Raw genomic sequence first — 18,491 nt, 5'->3', positions numbered from 1 at the left:
CGCCTGCGCCACGACCTCGAAGCCCTCGGCAGGGACGCCCTTCGCGGCGCTGATGAACGCCTCCGCAGCCGGATCGGGGGGCGGTTGCGGCGTCCCCGCGGCGCGGGGCGGCTCGGTGCGCTGAGCGACCTCGCGCGAAGACAACACGGCCGTCCGGATGGCGTCGGCGATCGCCTTCGCCCTGTCGCGGGTAGCCTCGCCAGCGTCTTCCGAGAGCTTCACGACCGCGTGCACGGTGCGGTACCCCTCGGGACGATCGAGATCGAGCCAGTGGCGCTCGGTGGCGACGCGCAGCTCGTCGTCGGTCACCGGGCCGGCGTTCGCCGCCTCCTCTTTCAGGCGGTGGAGCATGCGACGGGCGAGCAGCAGGCTGATCTCGCGCTGCACGTCGGGCTCCTGTTCGAGGCCGCGAGCTCGTGCCTCGGCGGCCCAGAGCGCGTCGCGGACCGCCGCGTCCCGCGCCTGCGCAGGCGGGATCTGCTGCGCCGCCGCGATGCGCGCAACCGAGTCGACGGCGATGTCGCTCGCGTCCACGCGGGCCGCCACGTCGGGCGGCAGCGGCGCCGCTCCCCTCGCGGACGTCGATAGAGCAGCCCATGCCGCGCACGCGCACAGACACGCGACGGCCGCGATCGCTCGGCGCCCAGGGCTCACGCGTTACCCCCGCGGGGACGAAGGATCTCCGTGGACGCCTTGAGCGAGAGGCCGCCGATCACGAGGAGGTAGATCGCCTTGAAATCCTGGCGATCACCGAGCGCGTGAACCCCGAAGGCGAAGGAGAACGCTGCGGCGACGAGGAGCAGAACCGCGAACACATCGACTGCGCGGGACACGCCCATGAGTGTACCGCGATTTGGCGAGGAACCGGCGGGGATGCGGGGACACCAGGGAGGGGCGGCAGCCGGGGAGCCACGGCCGCGCCGCCGCTCACCGCAGCGTCATCGCGACCGCCCCCAGGACCGCAAAGACGATCAGGACCACCAGGTGCCGAACGGCTCGGTGGGGGAGCCGCCGTCCACCGCCCGTGTGCCGGCGGCCACGAGCCACCGCGACGCCGGACGCCGCCGTGATCAGCGCGACAGCGCAGGCCACCGCGACGGCCTGGGCCAAGAGGGCGCGCTCCGGATCCCGGATGCGCCAGGCGAGCACGAGGATCGCGAGGCTCACGAGCGCTCCGAACGCGACGATCGCCGTCGCGAGCGGAGGGAGGTGGGCTCGGGCCTGCAGGAGCGGGGCGTCTGGTTCCGGCTCCGGCTGGCGCCGCACATCCCAGCGATCGCGCCAGGAAAGCGCGAAGATGCCCCAGGCGATCGCGCCGATCGCCGCGCGGACCGGGTCGAGGCGGGATGGCTGAAGGGAAGGAGAAGCCAGCAGCCAGGTCAGCGTGACCAGCGCGAGGAAGACGGAGATGCCGAGGTGCCGGGCGACCCGGCGGTGCGTGGCGGCGAGCAGCGGCGCAGCGACGCCGCACAGGAAGGCGAGCGTGGCGGCGATGCTGGCGAATACGGGCGCGCCGCGACCGAAGCCCGCGGGCGCGACCGTGATCATCCAGGCGACGACCGCGGCGAGCAACGCCTGCGGGGCGCGCCCGCCGCCCTGACCCAGGTCGAAGCGCGCCGCCCCCTGCAGCGGCGCCTCCGGGGGGTCCGAGCCTGACGCCCCGTCGACCCCGCGCGTCAACGCACCGCCGCAACCGACGGAGGCCGACGCGGTGGACTCCTCTTCGCGCGGAGCGCCGATCGAGATGGCGCCGGGGGCATCCGTGCTCATGAGCGAGCGCTAGGCCAGGTTTCTCAGGAGATTGCCCACGGGCAGCACGTCCGGCGCTGGCGCACCCACGCCCGCCGCGTCGCCTGCGCTCCCCTCTTCCCGGGCGACCTCGAGCCCGAGCCGCTTCCAAAGGCCCGTGTCAAAGAGGTGGCTCGGGCGCACATTGCCGAGGGCTGCGAGCATGTTCTGCCGCGTCCCGGGGTGGCGCGCGTCGAGATCCGCGAGGAGCTGGCTCACCGCCTTGCGCTGGAGGTTGTCCTGGGATCCGCACAGGTCGCAGGGGATGATCGGGAACCGCTCCTCCGCGGCGAACGCGGCGAGCTCGGCCTCGGCGCAGTAGATCAGCGGACGGATCACGATGTTGTCGCCGTCATCGGAGATGAGCTTCGGCGGCATCGATTTCAGCTGCCCCGCGAAGATCAGGTTCAGGAGCAGCGTCGTCACGGCATCGTCACGGTGGTGGCCGAGGGCGATCTTCGAGCAGCCGAGCTCGCGCGCGATGCGGTACAGGATGCCCCGGCGCAGGCGGGAGCAGAGGGAGCAGTACGTCTTGTTCTCGGGGATCTTCTCGGTGACGATCGAGTAGGTGTCCTCGGAGATCATCCGGAACTCGTGGCCGCCCGCCGCCATGTAGTCGGTGAGGAGGTGTCCCGGGTAGCCAGGGTGCCCCTGGTCGATGTTGACCGCGATCACGCTGAACCGGACCGGCGCGCGCCGCGCGAGGTCGACGAGCAGCGCGTGCATCGCGTAGCTGTCCTTGCCCCCAGAGACAGCACAGAGGATCCGATCGCCGTCGGCGATCATGTCGAAGTCGGTGATGGCGCGCCCCATGGCGCGCGCGAGCTTGCGGCGGAGTTGCACGGTTTAGCCGGTGAAGCCTTCGATGAGGCGGAGGAAGGTAAGCACGCCGTGGCCCGTCCCGCCCTTGGAGAAGACGCCGTACGGCTTGTTCGCCATGGATGGGCCAGCGATATCCACGTGGACCCAGGGGACATCCCCCACGAACTCGCGCAGGAACAAGGCCGCGGTGATGGCCCCTCCCCAGCGGTCGGCCGTGTGCTTGATGTCGGCCCAGTCGCTCTTGAGGCCGTCGCGGAGCTCTTCGATGAGCGGGAGCTGCCACATCGACTCGCCCGCGGCCTTCGCGGCGCTCCGCAGGCGCTCCGCGAGCTCCTCGCGGTTCGAGAAGAAGCCGGACACGGTCGGGCCGAGGGCCACGACGCACGCGCCCGTGAGGGTCGCGTTGTCGATGATGAGGTCCGGCTTCAGCGCGCGCGCATAGGCGAGGCAGTCGGCGAGGACCAGGCGCCCCTCCGCGTCGGTGTTGATGATCTCCACCGTCCTGCCGTCCAGAGAGCCGAAGATGTCGCCGGGCCGGTATGCGGCGCCGTCGGGCATGTTCTCTGCCGCGCCGATGACGCCGTGCACCTCGACGTTCGGCTTGGCGGCCGCGACGGCGGCCATCAGCGCGATCACGTTCGCGGCGCCGCCCATGTCGCCCTTCATTTCTTCCATGCCCGGAGCTGGCTTGATGCAGAGCCCGCCGCTGTCGAAGGTGAGCCCCTTGCCCACGAAGACGAGCTTCCCCTTCGGCTTCCCGGGAGGAGCGTAGACCATGTGGATCAGCCGGGGATCCCTCGCGCTCCCCTGCCCCACCGCCATGATGAGCTTCATGCCCCGCTTGGTGAGCGCGGCCTTGTCGAGCACCGTCACCTTGAGCCCGTGCTGCTTGCCCACGTCCACCGCGACACGCGCGAGCGCCTCCGGATAAACCTCGTTCGGCGGCTCGTTGACGAGGTCGCGCGCGACGCAGATCGCCTCGCCGACCTGCCTGCCGAGCGCGACGGCATCGCGCGCCGCCTTGCCCACCTTGCCCTCGATGACCACGGTGCCGCGGGAGAGCTCGACCTTCGGCAGACGATCGCCCGTGAAGTAGCGGGTGAACCGGTAGGCCCCGAGCACGAGCCCCTCCGCGGCGGCCCGCTCCGCGCGCTCGACGCCGGGAGGCACCACGACCGCGACGCTCTCGGCGCGCACGCCGTTCGCGAAGCGCGCCCCCTTCGCCGCGAGCAGCCTGCACTCGACGTCGGTGACCTTGCCCGACCCGAGCCCGATCAACAGCACCCGGCCGGGCTTCAACGCGCCGTGCGTCGCGAAATCGACGCTCTGATCCCTCTTCCCCGTGAAGTCGTCACACTTGACCTGGTGAGTCACCGACTCGCCCAGCGCCTCCACGAGCCTCGCCAGCACGCCCTCACCCGTCGAAGCGCCCTCAGGCACGCCGATGACGACGACGTCGACGGCGATGCTCAGCGGGTCGGACGAGGCAAGGTTCACTTTGATCGGCATGCGGTCTCCTGAGCCCGGGATGTGGAGGGTGTCCAGCGCGGCATCTAAACACGAAGGGCTAACCCCGTCGACGTGGACGATGCCCGCAGGCGAACGGCCCGAGGAGCGGGCGGGAGAGCGCTCCCGCTCCCAGGCGCGCAGTCCCTCGCGGTTCCGCGCGGTTCCGCGCGGTTCCGCACGGTTCCGCACGGTCCCACACGGTCCCGCGCAGGCTTCGCGCTCGGCGGCCCGCCGTCGGAGCGCCTCGCGCGACGCTGCCCTCCGGACTGCGGGTCCGAGCCGGCCCGGCCCGAGCGCCGGATCGAGGGGCGTCAGCGCGCCGAGCCGTAGGTCTGGATCACGTCGGCGAGGAGCTGCAGCGCCTCGGCGCGAGGGCGCTGGAACGCGTTGCGCCCCATGATCGACCCGAAGGAGCCGCCTGCGGCCATCTCGCGCACCTCCTCCAGGACGGCGTCGGTCGCCTTGGACTCGCCGCCAGAGAAGATCACCACGCGCTTGCCGCCGAACGTCGCCTGCACGACGTGCCGGGTCCGGTCGGCGAGCGTCTGAATGGGAATGTTGTATTTCTCGTACATCTTTTTCGCCTCCTCCTGCTCGACATGAGCGGTCGGCGGCTTGACCTTGATGATGTGTGCGCCGAGCTGGGCCGCGATCGTCGCCGCATAGGCGCAGACATCGATGGCCGTCTCGCCCTGCTTCGACAGCCCGGCGCCGCGCGGATAGCTCCAGACGATGACGACCAGGCCCCTGCGCTTGGCCTCGAGGGCGATCTCGCGAAGGTCCTCGTACATCCGGTTTCTCGCGCCGGACCCGGGGTAGATCGTGTAGCCGACGCCGACGCAGCCGAGGCGGAGCGCGTCCTCGACCGAGCCGGTCACCGCCGACACGGGCTGCTCCACCTTTGCCAGCGTGTCGCTGTTGTTCAGCTTCAGGATCAGGGGCACCTGCCCCGCGAACCTGGCCGCGCCCGCCTCCAGCGATCCGAGCGGCGCCGCGTAGGCGTTGCACCCGGCGTCGATCGCGAGCTGAAAGTGGTAATCGGGGTCGTAGGCCTCGGGGTTCGGAGCGAACGATCGCACCGGACCGTGCTCGAAGCCCTGGTCCACCGGCAGGATCACCATCTTTCCGGTGCCCGCGAGCGCGCCATGGTTGAGCAGCCGGACGAGGTTCGTCAGCGTGCCTGGGTTCTCGGAGGCGTACCAGGAGAGGATCTGCTCTACACGGGTGGTGAGCGCCATGAATCACTCCGTCGAAGGTGCTGCTGCGCCAGGAAACGCGTGGCCCGCCCGGGGCGTGAACCCACCCCGTCACGCCCGAGGCGCCGTGTCAGGGTGCTCGGGCGAGCGAGCTCGGGCCGTATTTTCAGGACTTGGACGAACGTATCGAGCCCAACGCGCGCCCCGAGGAGGATGTTGTACGAAGCCATCGGATACGCAATTCTCGAAACTGCGCCGGTCCTCCCTCGGGGCCACAGCGGCGGACGCGAGCGCGAGCACGTGGCGGGGCGGTAACGTCCTCGCCGACAACGCGGAGGGATCATGTCGGACCAACGGGATCTGAGCTGGAAGCCGCCGGAGGCGCCGTCACGCATCGGGATCACGCTCGAGACGTACATCCTCGAAGGAATGCTCGGGTTCCCCTCGGCGACAGGGGTGTTCACCTCCCTCCTGAACCAGCTCGGCCTGGTGGCGAAGCTCGTGACGTCCAAGGTCCGGCGGGCCGGCCTCGCCAACGTCCTCGGATACACGGGGCAGACCAACGTCCAGGGCGAGGTCGTGCAGAAGCTCGACGAGGTCGCCAACGAGACGCTGCTCAGCGTGCTCGGAAGGCGCGGGCACTGCGCGGCCGTGGTGAGCGAGGAGCTCGGGGAAATGAGGCTCCTCTCCACGGACCCACGAGCGAAGTACATCATCGTCGTGGACCCGCTCGACGGCTCGTCCAACATCGACGTGAACATCTCGATCGGCACGATCTTCGGTGTGCTCCGAAAGAGCGACGCCAAGATGGGCGCCGATCCCTCGGACTTCCTTCGCCCCGGCCGCGATCTGGTCGCGGCCGGCTACGTGCTCTACGGCTCGTCGACGCTGCTCGTCATCACGACCGGCCTCGGCGGCGTGCACGGCTTCACCTACGACCCGACCGTGGGAGAGTTCTTTCTCTCTCACGAGAACATCCGGATCCCGGAGCGCGGCTCGACGTACTCCATCAACGAAGGCCACAGCGCGCGGTGGCCGGAGGACGTGCGCCGCTGGAACGCGTGGATCAAGGAGGACAGCAAGCACGAGGGGCGGCCGTACGGCGCGCGCTACGTGGGATCGCTGGTCGCGGACGCGCACCGGACGCTGCTCAAGGGCGGCATCTTCGCGTACCCCGCCGATCGTAGCGGCCAGGGCAAGCTGCGGCTGCTCTACGAGGCGAACCCGTTCGCGTTCATCTTCGAGGCCGCGGGCGGAAAGGCGAGCACGGGGGCCGAGCGCGTCCTCGACAGGGTCCCGAGGTCGCTCCACGAGCGCGTGCCGCTCGTCCTCGGCTCGCCCCGCGACGTCGAAGATTTCGAGCAGTTTGTGCGCGGCGAGCGCTGAGGCTGCGAGCGAGGGGCGCCGCCCCCACCGGCACGGGCCGCAGCGCGGAGAGGGGAGCGACCCGCGGGTCAGACCCCCTGCGCGTCGGCTCCCCAGATCACCTTGTGGAGCTGAACCTGCACCCGGACGCGGAGGCCATCGTCCAGCACCCACTGGACGAGCTCCTTCGGCGACAGCTTGCCCCACACGCACGAGGCGAGCAGCGTCACGCCGCGCGCGTCGAGGCGCCGCTCGCGGATGGTGTCCCGCATCCACGCATAGTCCGCCCGATCGGCGAGCACGAACTTGATCTCGTCGCGCGGCGTGAGGTGATCCAGGTTCGACCAGCGGTTCCGGTGGGATTCCCCCGAGCCAGGCGCCTTCAGGTCCATGATCTTGTGCACGCGCGGATCGACGCGCGAGACGTCTGCCTCGCCGCTGGTCTCGACGAGGACCGTCCGGCCCGCGTCGCAGAGCTCCGCGAGGAGCGGGAACGACCCGGGCTGAAGGAGAGGCTCGCCCCCCGTGAGCTCGACGAGCGGCGTGCCGAGGGCCAGCGCGCGCTCGAGGACCTCGCCGCGGCGGATCCGCTTGCCGCCGTAGAAGGCCTGCGACGTGTCGCACCAGGCGCAGCGCAGGTTGCACCCGGTGAGCCGGACGAAGGTGCACGGCAGCCCGGCGAACGTCGATTCGCCCTGCACGCTGGCGTAGATTTCGTGGACGACGAGGGTGTCTTCTTTCAAGGAAGCGACGCCTCCGAGGCGCCTCGGTAGGCCTCGGCGGCGCCACGCCGCCGGCGACCCGAGGTGGGCGGGAGCTTTGGCCGCGCCGAGCGCGCAACGCAAGCGGCGCGGGGCGCTCAGCTGGAGATGACGCTGACCTCGCCCGCCGCCACCGCCCGGAGGATGCCGTCCGCGCCGCGGACCAGCAGGTGCCCCTCCGGATCGATCCCCGCCGCGACGCCGACCACGCCGGCGACCTCGACGCGGCGGCCGCGGAGCCAGTCCATCCGGGCGAGATCCTCCGCGAAGGGCGCGAGCTCTCCCGCCTCGAACCTCGCCGCCGCGTCGCCGATCGCCTGGAGCAGCTCCGCGGCGAGGCGCTCGCGCGGGACGTCGTCGATCCCGAGCATCGCGAGCGACGTGGCCCGCGCCGACAGATCCGGCGGGAAGCTCGACGCATGGACGTTGAGCCCGACGCCGACGATCACGCTGCTCACCGACTCGCCGCGCAGCTGGGCCTCGACGAGGATCCCCGCCAGCTTGCGGCCCCCGGCGAGCACGTCGTTGGGCCACTTGAGCCGCACCTCGACGGCGGAGCCGCCGCCCGACGCGCCGCGGGACGGAAGAGGCGCGAGCCGTCGCTCGATGACGGACGCGACGGCGAGCCCCATGACCAGCGCGATGGGGGCCACTCGGCTCGCCGGCAGGCTCGGGCGCAACACCACCGACAGGTAGAGGTTCTCGCCGGGCGGAGAGTGCCAGGAGCGCCCGCCGCGCCCCCGACCCTGGGTCTGCGCGTCGGCCAGGAACGCGGCCCCGTGCGGCGCGCCGGCTGCGGCCGCGCTCCGCGCGTCGTCGTTCGTCGACGCGGTCTCGGCCGCCACGGCGAGCGGCCGCCCGAACGACGCGCCCAGCCGCGAGAGCTCGCGCTCTATCGCCTCCCGGTCGAGCCGCCTCACAGCGAGAGATCCAGCGCGATGTCGGCCGCGCGCGCCGAATGCGTCAGCGCTCCGACGCTGATGATGTCGATGCCCGCCGCGACGAGCTCGGGGATGCGCTCCAGCGTGATGCCGCCGGAGACCTCGAGGAGAGGCCGGCCGTGCTGCGCCGACCGCACGCGCGCGGACGCGGCCTTGACATCGGCCAGCGTGAAGTTGTCGAGCATGATGATGTCGGCGCCGGCGGCCAGCGCCTGATCGAGCTCCTGCAGCGAGGCCACCTCGACCTCGACCTTCGTCGTGTGCGGGGCGCGCGCCCGCGCGCGGGCGATGGCGGTCGTGATGCCGCCCGCCGCGACGATGTGGTTGTCCTTGATGAGCACGGCGCTCCCGAGGCTGTCGCGGTGGTTGTGCGCGCCGCCCACGCGCACCGCGTAGCGCTCCAGCCCGCGGAGACCGGGCGTCGTCTTGCGGGTGTCGGTGATGCGCACGCTCGACCCAGCCGGGATCGCCTCGGCGTAGCGGCGCGCCTCGGAGGCGACGCCGCTCATCCGCTGCGCGAGGTTGAGCGCGGTGCGCTCCGCGCTGAGGAGAGAGCGCGCGCGACCGCGCACCGTCCACAGCACTGCGCCGGCGCCGACGGCGGTGCCGTCCGCGATGAGCACCTCGCCCTCCACCTGCCGATCCAGGCGCTGAAAGACGCGCAGGAACACGTCGCCCCCGCACGCGACGAGCGGCTTGCGCGCGACCGCCTTCGCGGTCGCGCGCGCGGAGGCCTCGACACACGCCTCGGTGGTGAGATCGCCTCCCGCGAGGTCTTCTTCCAGAGAGCGATCGATCAGGGCATCGAGCAACGGCGCAGCCAGCACGGGCATCTCCTCGGCGCCGCTCCCACGCGGCGCTCCCAGGTATACTCGGTCCCGCACGCGCGCATCAGCGCTGTCGCGCCCACACGCGCCACGACAACGCATCGCGTCATCATGCGTCCTTGTGGTGGCACGTGCGCCCTAGAGCGTACGACCTCAGCCGTATGGCGCCCTGGACGGGACGTGGGCGGACATGGATGGGGCCCGTTGCGCCGAAAAGCAGGGTGGATCGCGATCATCGCGACGCTGTGTCGCACAAATGGGGCTGACGTTCGTCTACCAGCCTGTGAGACTCTCCGAGCAACTCCAGCGCCCTCAACGGAGATCGATGCGTCCGCAGGCAGGCCAGGTCATCAACAACAAGTACCGACTCGTGCGCCTCATCGGCGATGGCGGCATGGGGAGCGTCTACGAAGCCCGCCACGAGGTGCTGGGGACGACGGTCGCCCTCAAGTTTCTCCACCCCGAGCTGACCCGCCGCTCCGGCCTGGTGCAGCGCTTCCTTCAGGAGGCGCGCGTCTCCGCGCAGATCCAGAGCGCGCACGTGGTTCGCGTCAGCGACGTCGACCAGACGGCGTCCGGCCTGGCGTTCATCGTGATGGAGTACCTGGAGGGGAAGACGCTCCAGACGCTGTACGAGGAGCTCTACCGGGCAGGCGTTCGTCTCGGGTACCCCGACGCGCTCGAGTACACGATGCAGATGCTCGAGGGCGTCGAGGCCGCCCATCGCGCGGGCGTCGTCCACCGGGACCTCAAGCCGGACAACGTGATCATCACGAAGTCCGCCAAGGGAGAGCCGCTCATCAAGCTGCTCGACTTCGGCATCGCCAAGCTGAAGGTCACGGGGGAGCTCGATCGCGGGTTGACGCGCCCCGGCGTGATCATGGGCACCCCCGAGTACATGGCGCCCGAGCAGGCCTACTCCGCGGACTCCGTGGACGCGCGCGCCGACATCTTCTCGCTGGGCGTCATCATCTTCGAGATGCTGGCCGGCCGCCGGCCGGTCGGCGGCGACGAGCCCCAGCAGATCGCGGGAGCCTACCTTTCGGGCCAGATCTCGCGGCTCTCCGACCTGGCGCCGGAGCTCGCGCCCGGGCTCTGCGCCGCCGTCCACCGCGCCATGGCGGCCTCGCCGCCGGAGCGCTTCGCGACCACCGCCGAGTTCCGCAGCGCCCTGGAGCCGTTCGCCCGAGCCGCCCGCGCCCCGTCGGCGCTCACCCCCGCGCCGTCCGAGGTCAGCCTGGCGCGGTCGTCCGGGGCCGCCCTGGCGGCAGCCCTCGCGGCGCCCGGGATGCTCACGCCTTCCGCGGCGGCGCCCGCGACCAACGCGATGGGGGACGGTCGCGCCAGCTCCGTTCCCAAGACGATTCCGCCGGAGGACGGCGGCGCGCAGCACGCGTCGAGCGGCCTCCCGGGCGGCCTCGGGCCCTCGACCCCGATGGGCGGCTTTTCCTCGGATGCCCGTGGTCCCTCGGCGTCCGCGCCAGGGTTCACGCCGAGGCCGGAGCCCTCGTCGGGCCCGTACTTCGCCCAAGGGGGCTATCCCCAGATCGCGCAGCCGGCGACCGTGAGCGCCGCCCCCTACGCTCTCCCCCAGGGGATGCCCGGAGTGCCCGCCACGAGCCACGAGCCGGGACCCTTCGATGTGTCGCCGCGCCCGGGAGGGACGGCGGTCGGAGGCGCGCCGTTCATGGACCGGAGCGCGGCCCCGGGCGGCGGATTCAACGGCGGCCCAGCGCCCGGGTATGGCGGCGCGCAGGGCTACATCCCTGGGACGGCGCCGATGGATCCGCTGCCGAGGATCTCGCAGAGCGCCTCGGCGCACGGCGCGCAGCGGCCCTCGCGAGGCGGGACTTCGCTGTTCGCCATCCTGCTGCTCGCCACGGGGATCACGGGGGCCGTCGTCGGCGGTCTGTACATCGCCAACGAGCTGGGCCGGACGGAGCAGGCCGACGTGGCGCCGGCCCTGCCGACCCTCCAGCCGGCCAACACGGTGCCTTCGGATCCCAGCCCGCCCGCGACGACGCCCCCCGCCGTGACGCCCCCGGCGGTGACGCCACCTCCTGTCGAGCCGCCCGTGGTCGCCAAGCCGCAGCCCCGGCCGACCACGACGGCGAAGCCGCCGGCGACGCCGAGCACGACGGCAGCGCCGACGACCACGACGGCGCCGACGACACGCCCCAGCGGGACGACGATCATCCCCCAGCTTCCCTGGGTCATCCCGTCGACGCTGCCGCCGTTCCCGTTCCCCGCGCCGACCAGCGCACAGCCGCCGGTCAACCCCCAGCCGAACACGACGAGCCCGCCGACGACGAACCCGACCCCCACCACGCCGCCGGACAGGCCTCGACGGCGCGTGATCATCGTACCCAACAACTGACGCGCCCGGCGCGTACGGTAGGTAGGATGCGATCTCGATGAGCAACCAGAATAGCGGTCCGCCGCCGGGATGGCCTGCGCCCCCCAGCGGCATGTACGGCCCTGGCAAGACCGTGCCCGGCGAGCCTCCGCTCGCAGGGCTCAACTCGCCGCAAGGCGCCTTTCCCGTGCCGCCCGGCACCGCGCCGCACGATCCGAGCGCCGCTGGCGCAGCCGTCCCGCGGACGCTCGTCGAAGGCGGGACCAACAGCGCGCCCCCCGGAACGCCCGGCCCGTACGGCGCTCCCGCAGGCCCGTACGGCGCGCCGCCGCCCGGTGTACCCGGCCCGTACGGGCCCGGTGCGACAGCGAATTACGGCGGACCACCTGGAGCAGGAGGCGCTTACGGGCAGCCGCCCCAGCCTCCCAGCCCGTACGGCGGCTCGCCGTTCGGGGCCCCAGGTGGCCCCGGGGCCGCTGGAGCGCCGGGGTTTCACGCCGGCGGCGCTCCCCAGCCGCCGGGCAGCGGCGCGCTGTACCCGGCGCCGATCCCCGGGCGTCCTCGCGCGAAGAGCTCCGGCGCGACGCTCGCGCTGATCGGCATCGGCGCGTTCGTGATCATCGGCGGGCTGACGACTGTCTTCTTCGTGATGCGCGGCCGAGGATCGTCCGAAGATGCCGCAGCGCTGACGCCCATCGAGGCGCCCCCGGCGCCTGCGTCGGTCGCCGGCGATCCGGCGCCTCCCCCTCCGACGGCCACCACACCCGCGGCGACCGCGCCGGAGCCGCCCGCGCCTGCCCCCGTGGCAGCCCCGAAGCCGACGGCGCAAGCACAACCCAAGCCGACGGCGACGACCCCTACGCCCACCGCCACGGCGACGACCCCTGCGCCCACCGCCACGGCGACGACCCCTGCGCCCACCGCCACGTCGACCACCCCTGCGCCCACCGCCACGTCGACCACCCCTGCCCCGACCCCTTCTACGTCCTCGACGGGCCGTCGAAGGATCGTCCTGCCGGGCAGCCGCTGAGCGGTCCTGCGCCGCCCGCTGCGCCGCTGGCAGCGGCGCGGCGGGTCCGTGCCCAGGTTCCCCCGGCCCGCTTGACAGGGCGGTCACGGTGATCAGGTTCCGATGCCATGAGCAAATCCGGGATCGCCGCAGTGCTTTCTTTCCTTATTCCGGGCGTTGGGCAGCTCTACAACGGCGCGTTCCTGCGCTGCATTTTCTGGCTGATCGTCACCCCCGGCCTGTGGATCGGCTCGGGCGGCTGGCTCGGCTGGATCTGCCACCTGATCTCCGCCTACACCGCGTACCAGTACGCGAAGCGCGCCGGCGGCTGAGCCGCGCTCCCCGGGACGGCGCGCCGGTTCGCGCGGCGCGCCCGCTCACGTAGCCTTCGCGAAGATCCGCTTCAGCACCTCGCCCGTCGCCGTCGGCTGACGCGCCACCTCGCGCGGGGTGCCCTCCGCCACGATGCGCCCGCCGCCGGAGCCGCCCTCCGGGCCGAGCTCCACCACGTGATCCGCGCACGCGATGACCGCCGGGTGGTGCTCGATGATCACCAGCGTGTCGCCGCGCTCGACGAGGCGATCGAGCACGCGGACCAGGCGCGTCACGTCCGCCAGATGCAAGCCGGTCGTGGGCTCGTCGAGCACATAGAGCGTGGGCTTCGGCCGCGCGCCGGCCGTCAGCTCCGCCGCGAGCTTGAGCCGCTGCGCTTCGCCGCCCGAGAGCGTGTGCGACCCCTGGCCGAGGTGGAGATAACCGACGCCGAGATCGCACATCGTCGAGAGCGGGGCGCGGATCTTCGGGTGGGCCGCGAAGACCTCGACGGCCTCCTCCGCGGTGAGGTCCAGGAGCTCGCCGACGGACAGACCGAGGTAGCGCACGTCGAGCGTCGCCGGCTCGAAGCGCCCGCCGCCGCACGCCTCGCAAGGCGTGGTCACGTCCGGCAAGAACGACATCTCGTGCGCGATGACGCCCTGCCCCTCGCACGCGGGGCACCGCCCGCCGGAGGCCGTGTTGAAGGAGAACCGCGCAGGGCCGTAGCCGCGCACCTGCGCGTCGGGGCAGGCGGCGTAGAGCTTGCGGACCTCGTCCCAGACGCCCAGAAATGTCGCGGGGATCGAGCGCGGCGTCCGCCCGATGGGCGACTGATCGACGGCCACCGCCCGCAGGATGCTCTTCGGCAGCCGCAGCGCCTTGTGCGGGCCCGGCTCGGGCGCCTCCAGCTCCAGCGCGCGGCGCGCGGCGGGGTAGAGCACCTTCTGGATGAGCGTGCTCTTCCCCGAGCCGGACACGCCGGCGACCACCGTCATCCGACCCGCGGGGATCCGGAGCGTGTCCCCCTGGAGGTTGTGCGCGCGGGCGCCGAGGAGCTCGATGTGCTCGCGCACGGGAGGGCGCGCCGGGCGCGCGCTGAGCAGCGCATCCTCGCCGGCGAGCGCCCGGGCGGTCGGCGAGTCGGGGTTCGCGAGCACCGCGCGCGACGGCCCCGCCGCGACGATCCGGCCGCCTTTGCGCCCGCCCGAGGGGCCGAGGTCGATCAGGTGATCCGCCGCGCGGATCGTGTCGGCGTCGTGCTCCACCATGAGCACGGTGCTGCCCATCGCGGCGAGCCGCCGGAGGTTGCCGAGCAGCCGGTCGGTGTCGCGCGGGTGGAGGCCGATGGTCGGCTCGTCGAGGACGTACAGCGCCCCGGTGAGGCCGCTGCCGAGCTGCGCCGCGAGCCGCAGGCGCTGCATCTCGCCGCCCGAGAGCGTGGCAGCGCGCCGATCGAGCGTGAGGTAGCCGAGGCCCACCTCGCAGACGAAGTCGAGCCTGCGGCAGAGCTCCTTGTGCGGCGCCTCGGCGATCAGCGCGCGGTCGCCCGTGAACTGTAGCCCCCTCGCCCACGCGGCCGCGGCCGCGACCGACCGGCCCGACGCCTGGTGGTAACGCTCTCCCGCGAGCCGGACCGCCCGCGGGATCGGCGCGAGGCGCGAGCCGCCGCAGGCCTCGCACGGGTCGGGCGTCGCGAGCGCGTCGTCGTCGAAATCCGAGGCGCCCGTCCCCTCGCATGACTCACACCGGCCCTGCTTCGTGTTGAAAGAGAACCAGCGGGGATCGAGCTCCGGGACACCGACGCCGCAGCGCGGGCAGGTGCGCGTGGTCGAGAGCAGCTGCTCACCGCCGCGGCCGCCGACGAGCTTGACCGCCCCCCGCCCGAACGCGAGGGCGCGATCGAAGAGGGCGCGATCCAGGCCGTCCATGCGCCCCTCGTACATCACGAGGTCGATCGAGTGCTCGCGGCGCTTGTCGAGGCGAGGAGGGCTGTCGGTCGCGCACGGCTCGCCGTCGGCGAGCGCGCGGGTGATGCCGGCCCGGGCAGCGGCGGTGAACACGTCGAGGTACGTCCCCTTGCGCGCCACGACCGCGGGGGCGAGGAGCGTCCGCGCGCCGCGCGTCGAGACGAGCGAGCGGTAGACGTCGTCCGGCGAGCGGGCCGCGATCGGCACGTCGCAGTCCGGGCAGCGCGCCTCGCCGACCTTGGCGTAAAGCAGCCGCAGGTAGTGCGCGATCTCGGTCACGGTCGCGACGGTCGAGTTGGCGCCGGAGCGCGTGGTGCGCTGCTCGAGCGCGATCGAGGGGGGGACGCCGGTGACGCGATCGACGTCCGGCCGCGGCAGCGTGGGGAGGAACTGGCGCGCGTAGGGGGTCAGCGTCTCGAGGAAGCGCCGCTGGCCCTCGGCGAAGACCACGTCAAACGCGAGCGTGCTCTTGCCAGAGCCGCTCGGGCCGGTGATGACGACGATCTTGCCGTGCGGGATCACGGTCGAGACCTCGGCGAGGTTGTGCTCGCGGGCGCCCTCGACCTCGATCCGGCCCCGGTCGAGCGACGCGCGCGCGGCGGCGCCGCCGCGCTTGCCAAGCTTCGGGGCGGCAGGGGTCGCTGCCGCGCCGCGCCGCGGGCGCCGAGCGCCGCCGTCGCCCCGCTGCGCGAACCACGCGGCCAGCGAGGCGCCGGTCCGCGTCGCCGTCCGGGCCACCTCCTCGGGCGTCCCCTCCGCGACGACGCTCCCGCCCTCGCTGCCCGCGCCCGGGCCGAGATCGACGACCCAGTCCGCCGCGGCGATGACGTCGAGGTCGTGATCGACGACGATCACGGAGGCGCCCTCGGCCACGAGCACGGAGAGCGCGGCGTTGAGGTGCGTCACCTCCTCGGGGTGCAGGCCCGCGCTCGGCTCGTCGAGGAGGAAGAGCGCGCCCGCGCAGGGCTCGCCGAGCGCGCGCGCGATCTTCAGCCGCTGCGCCTCACCGCCGGAGAGCGTCGAGAGCGGCTGGCCGAGCGTGAGGTAGCCGAGGCCGAGCTGCTTGAGCGGCGCGAGCGCCCGCCGGATCGCGGGCTGCCCCACGAAGACCTCGAACGCCTCGTCGATCGAGAGGTCGAGCACGTCAGCGACCGAGCGGCCGTCGAGCTTCACCTCGAGCACCTCGTCGCGGAACCGCTTGCCCTTGCAGGTCGGGCAGGTCAGCGACACGTCGGCGAGGAACTGCATCTCGATCGTCTCGCTCCCCTCGCCCGCGCACGCCTCGCAGCGCCCGAGCGCGACGTTGAACGAGAAGTGGCCGGGCCCGAGCTCCCGCGCCGACGCCTCCGGCTGCTCGGCGAAGAGCGCGCGGATGCGGTTCCACGCGCCGGTGTAGGTCGCAGGGTTGCCCCGCGAGGTGCGCCCCAGCGGCGCCTGGTCGACGAGCGTGACGGCGCGGATGTCGGCCGTGCCCTCGATGCGCTTGTACAGGCCGGGCGCCTCGACGTCCTTGTAGCCGCGCGCCCTCGCGATGTGCCGGTAGAGCACGTCGGTCACCAGCGTGCTCTTGCCCGAGCCGCTCGGCCCCGTGATCGCCACGACGACGCCGAGCGGCACGTCGACGGTGACGTCGCGGAGGTTGTTCTCGCGCGCGCCGTGGATCGTGATCTTCCCGCTCGGCGCCCGGCGCTCGGCGCGCGCCGGCGCCAGCGGGCCGCGCGCGGCGAGCCCGTCGGGCGGGCCGTCGAAGGTGACGCGCCCGCCCTGCTTGCCCGCGCCGGGGCCCAGCTCGACGACGCGATCGCTCGCCCGGATGACGAGGGGCTCGTGCTCGATGACGAGCACGGCATTGCCGCGATCGGCGAGCTCACGCATGGCAGCGATGAGCGGCGGGACGTCCGTCGGGTGCAGGCCGACCGTCGGCTCGTCGAGCACGAAGAGCGCGCCCGTCAGCGACGTGCCGAGCGCCGCTGTGAGCGCGACGCGCTGCGCCTCGCCGCCCGAGAGCGTGCGCGCCTGGCGGGCGAGCGAGAGGTAGCCCAGCCCGACCCGCTCGAGGTACCCGAGCCGCGCGATGAGCTCGCGGCGCGCCATCTCCCCCTGGCCCGTCTGGGGGCGCTCGGCCTCGAGGCGCGCGCGGGCGTCGCGGAGCTCGAGCTCGTGCCACGCGGCGAGATCCAGGCCGCCGACGCGGTAGAGGAGCGACTCGGGGGCGAGCCGCTTGCCGTTGCACGCGCCGCACACGTCGTAGGTGCGGTAACGCGCGAGCAGCACGCGGACGTGCATCTTGTAGGTGCGCGTCTCGAGCCAGCGGAACCAGGCCTTCACGCCGGGGTACTTCCCCTGGGTCCACGAGCCCTCCCCCTCGAGCACGAGCGCGCGCTGCGCGTCGGAGAGGTCGCGCCACGGCTTGTCGGTGCGGATGCCGTTCCGCTCGCAGAACGCGCGGAGCAGCTTCCGCTCCCACGTCGTCGAGCGGCCGTTCCAGGGCCGGATCGCGCCGCCTGCGATCGACTTCGAGGGGTCCGGGATCACCTTGTCGTAGTCGATGCCGAGGGTGCGGCCGAAGCCGCGGCACGAGGGGCACGCGCCGGTCGGGGACTGGTACGAGAACAGCCCGGGGCGCGGCGGATCGAAGGCGCGCGCGCACGAGGGGCAGGCGAGCCCGCGCACGAGCCGGAGCCGCGTGGGCCCCGCCCCCTGGCCGCCCTGCTCGTCGGCCTTGCGCTGGAGGTGGAGCGAGGCGTCGCCCCCGCTGCCCTTCCACGCCTCCTCGATGGCGGCGCCGAGGCGCCGGCGCTCCCGGGGGGCGACCCGGACGCGATCGACGATGACCTCGACCTTGTCCGCGCCGCTCATCGCCTCGGACGGCGCCACGGTGTCGATGTCGCGCGCCTCGCCGCGGACGAGGAGGCGCCGGTAGCCGGCGGCGAGCAGCGACTCGCGCACGTCGAGGAACCGCTCGGTTCCGGCGACCGCGATCGGGTACGTGACGAGCGCGGTTGCCCCCTCGTGCGCGCTCGCGGCGAGGTCGGCCGCGCGCGCCGGGTCGGTCCGCGCGGCCGGCGCCTCGCAGGACGGGCAGACAGGCACCGCCTCGCGCGCGAAGAGCGCGCAGAAATACGGCTCGAGGTCGGCCATCGTGGCGACGGTCGACCGCGAGCTCTTGACCGGCGCGCGTCGATCGACGGCGACGCCGGCCGCCACCGGCTCGAGCGCGTCGATCGGCGGACGCTCGAGCCGCTCGAGGAACTGGCGAGCGTACGGGCTGAAGCTCTCGACGAACCGGCGCTGTCCCTCAGAATAGAGCGTGTCGAGCGCGAGCGACGATTTGCCGGCGCCCGAGACGCCGGCGATGGCCACGAGCTCGCCGGGCCGGAAATCGAGGTCGATGCCCTGGAGGTTGTGCGTGCGGGCGCCGCGGAGACAGATCGAGTGCATAGGACGCGCGGTAGGGTGAACCCGCGGGGACGCCGTCCGGAGTGGACACGGCCGCGTGAAAACCGCGAGTGTTTAGCCCCCTTTCAGCCCATCGTCGCGAACGATCGTACGTGGGCGGCGTGCCGACCCAGCGTGCTGCGGCATTGCGTTCTGTGCCGTCGAATTATCACGGTCCGTGGCGAGGGGTGCGGGCG

Annotated in this window: 14 protein-coding genes (1 of these 14 running past the window's edge); 3 read left to right on the top strand and 11 right to left on the bottom strand. The window is 72.7% G+C overall.

The window, feature by feature from the left end:
• From WMF27_RS12840 to WMF27_RS12815, 6 genes are all read right to left on the bottom strand, one after another.
• A protein-coding gene (locus WMF27_RS12840) for a peptidylprolyl isomerase (RefSeq protein ID WP_437768581.1) crosses the window boundary here: on the bottom strand, positions 1–534 show its 5' portion. Its footprint begins 330 nt before the window's first position; only the first 534 of its 864 coding nucleotides appear in the window; the start codon lies at positions 532–534; the stop codon falls past the left edge of the window.
• A gap of 116 nt (positions 535–650) precedes the next feature.
• Positions 651–833: a hypothetical protein gene (locus WMF27_RS12835; RefSeq protein ID WP_437768582.1), complete on the bottom strand. Its 183-nt coding sequence runs from the start codon at positions 831–833 to the stop codon at positions 651–653.
• Positions 834–927: 94 nt separating this feature from the next.
• Positions 928–1,770 carry a hypothetical protein gene (locus tag WMF27_RS12830; RefSeq protein WP_437768583.1) on the bottom strand — a complete coding sequence of 281 codons (843 nt, stop codon included), beginning with the start codon at positions 1,768–1,770 and terminating at the stop codon, positions 928–930.
• A 9-nt stretch (positions 1,771–1,779) separates the two neighbouring features.
• Positions 1,780–2,631, bottom strand: coding sequence for a tRNA 2-thiocytidine(32) synthetase TtcA (ttcA, locus tag WMF27_RS12825; RefSeq protein ID WP_437768584.1), 852 nt, complete (start codon positions 2,629–2,631; stop codon positions 1,780–1,782).
• Between the two features lie 3 nt (positions 2,632–2,634).
• A complete protein-coding gene (locus tag WMF27_RS12820; RefSeq protein ID WP_437768585.1) occupies positions 2,635–4,119 on the bottom strand; it encodes a leucyl aminopeptidase in 1,485 nt (494 codons plus the stop codon).
• A gap of 311 nt (positions 4,120–4,430) precedes the next feature.
• A complete protein-coding gene (locus tag WMF27_RS12815; RefSeq protein ID WP_437768586.1) occupies positions 4,431–5,357 on the bottom strand; it encodes a class I fructose-bisphosphate aldolase in 927 nt (308 codons plus the stop codon).
• Between the two features lie 300 nt (positions 5,358–5,657).
• Here WMF27_RS12815 and fbp point away from each other — a divergent pair, with 300 nt between their 5' ends.
• Positions 5,658–6,701: a class 1 fructose-bisphosphatase gene (gene fbp / locus WMF27_RS12810; protein WP_437768587.1), complete on the top strand. Its 1,044-nt coding sequence runs from the start codon at positions 5,658–5,660 to the stop codon at positions 6,699–6,701.
• Positions 6,702–6,769: 68 nt separating this feature from the next.
• On the opposite strand, the gene WMF27_RS12805 is transcribed toward fbp, so the two are convergent.
• From WMF27_RS12805 to nadC, 3 genes are all read right to left on the bottom strand, one after another.
• The gene (locus WMF27_RS12805; protein ID WP_012235209.1) at positions 6,770–7,423 is read right to left on the bottom strand and encodes a radical SAM protein; all 654 of its coding nucleotides are present in this window, start codon (positions 7,421–7,423) and stop codon (positions 6,770–6,772) included.
• Between the two features lie 116 nt (positions 7,424–7,539).
• Positions 7,540–8,361: a biotin--[acetyl-CoA-carboxylase] ligase gene (locus WMF27_RS12800; RefSeq protein WP_437768588.1), complete on the bottom strand. Its 822-nt coding sequence runs from the start codon at positions 8,359–8,361 to the stop codon at positions 7,540–7,542.
• A complete protein-coding gene (nadC, locus tag WMF27_RS12795; protein WP_437768589.1) occupies positions 8,358–9,209 on the bottom strand; it encodes a carboxylating nicotinate-nucleotide diphosphorylase in 852 nt (283 codons plus the stop codon). Before nadC ends, WMF27_RS12800 begins: the two co-directional genes overlap by 4 nt.
• 325 nt (positions 9,210–9,534) lie before the next feature.
• Between nadC and WMF27_RS12790 the strand changes: the two genes are divergently transcribed.
• A complete protein-coding gene (locus WMF27_RS12790) occupies positions 9,535–11,586 on the top strand; it encodes a protein kinase domain-containing protein (RefSeq protein WP_437768590.1) in 2,052 nt (683 codons plus the stop codon).
• A gap of 471 nt (positions 11,587–12,057) precedes the next feature.
• On the opposite strand, the gene WMF27_RS12785 is transcribed toward WMF27_RS12790, so the two are convergent.
• Positions 12,058–12,528 (bottom strand): hypothetical protein, encoded by a 471-nt coding sequence (locus tag WMF27_RS12785; RefSeq protein ID WP_437944164.1) that lies wholly within the window; start codon positions 12,526–12,528, stop codon positions 12,058–12,060.
• A gap of 174 nt (positions 12,529–12,702) precedes the next feature.
• Here WMF27_RS12785 and WMF27_RS12780 point away from each other — a divergent pair, with 174 nt between their 5' ends.
• Complete coding sequence (locus tag WMF27_RS12780; protein ID WP_012235204.1) at positions 12,703–12,906, top strand: hypothetical protein; 204 nt, start codon at positions 12,703–12,705, stop codon at positions 12,904–12,906.
• Between the two features lie 45 nt (positions 12,907–12,951).
• On the opposite strand, the gene uvrA is transcribed toward WMF27_RS12780, so the two are convergent.
• On the bottom strand, positions 12,952–18,297 hold the full coding sequence (gene uvrA / locus WMF27_RS12775) for an excinuclease ABC subunit UvrA (RefSeq protein ID WP_437768592.1): 5,346 nt from the start codon (positions 18,295–18,297) through the stop codon (positions 12,952–12,954).
• Between the last annotated feature and the right edge of the window lie 194 nt (positions 18,298–18,491).

The sequence above is a fragment of the Sorangium sp. So ce281 genome (assembly GCF_051527395.1).
Classification (GTDB): Bacteria; Myxococcota_A; Polyangia; order Polyangiales; family Polyangiaceae; genus Sorangium; species Sorangium cellulosum_B.
This window is presented reverse-complemented; position numbering and strand designations above follow the sequence as displayed.

Excerpts from the sequence above, each read along its gene's own strand:
- WMF27_RS12830 (WP_437768583.1), bottom strand. The coding sequence starts at position 1,770 with ATGAGCACGGATGCCCCCGGCGCCATCTCGATCGGCGCTCCGCGCGAA.
- WMF27_RS12820 (WP_437768585.1), bottom strand. The coding sequence starts at position 4,119 with ATGCCGATCAAAGTGAACCTTGCCTCGTCCGACCCGCTGAGCATCGCC.
- WMF27_RS12815 (WP_437768586.1), bottom strand. The coding sequence starts at position 5,357 with ATGGCGCTCACCACCCGTGTAGAGCAGATCCTCTCCTGGTACGCCTCC.
- fbp (WP_437768587.1), top strand. The coding sequence starts at position 5,658 with ATGTCGGACCAACGGGATCTGAGCTGGAAGCCGCCGGAGGCGCCGTCA.
- WMF27_RS12790 (WP_437768590.1), top strand. The coding sequence starts at position 9,535 with ATGCGTCCGCAGGCAGGCCAGGTCATCAACAACAAGTACCGACTCGTG.
- WMF27_RS12780 (WP_012235204.1), top strand. The coding sequence starts at position 12,703 with ATGAGCAAATCCGGGATCGCCGCAGTGCTTTCTTTCCTTATTCCGGGC.
- uvrA (WP_437768592.1), bottom strand. The coding sequence starts at position 18,297 with ATGCACTCGATCTGTCTCCGCGGCGCCCGCACGCACAACCTCCAGGGC.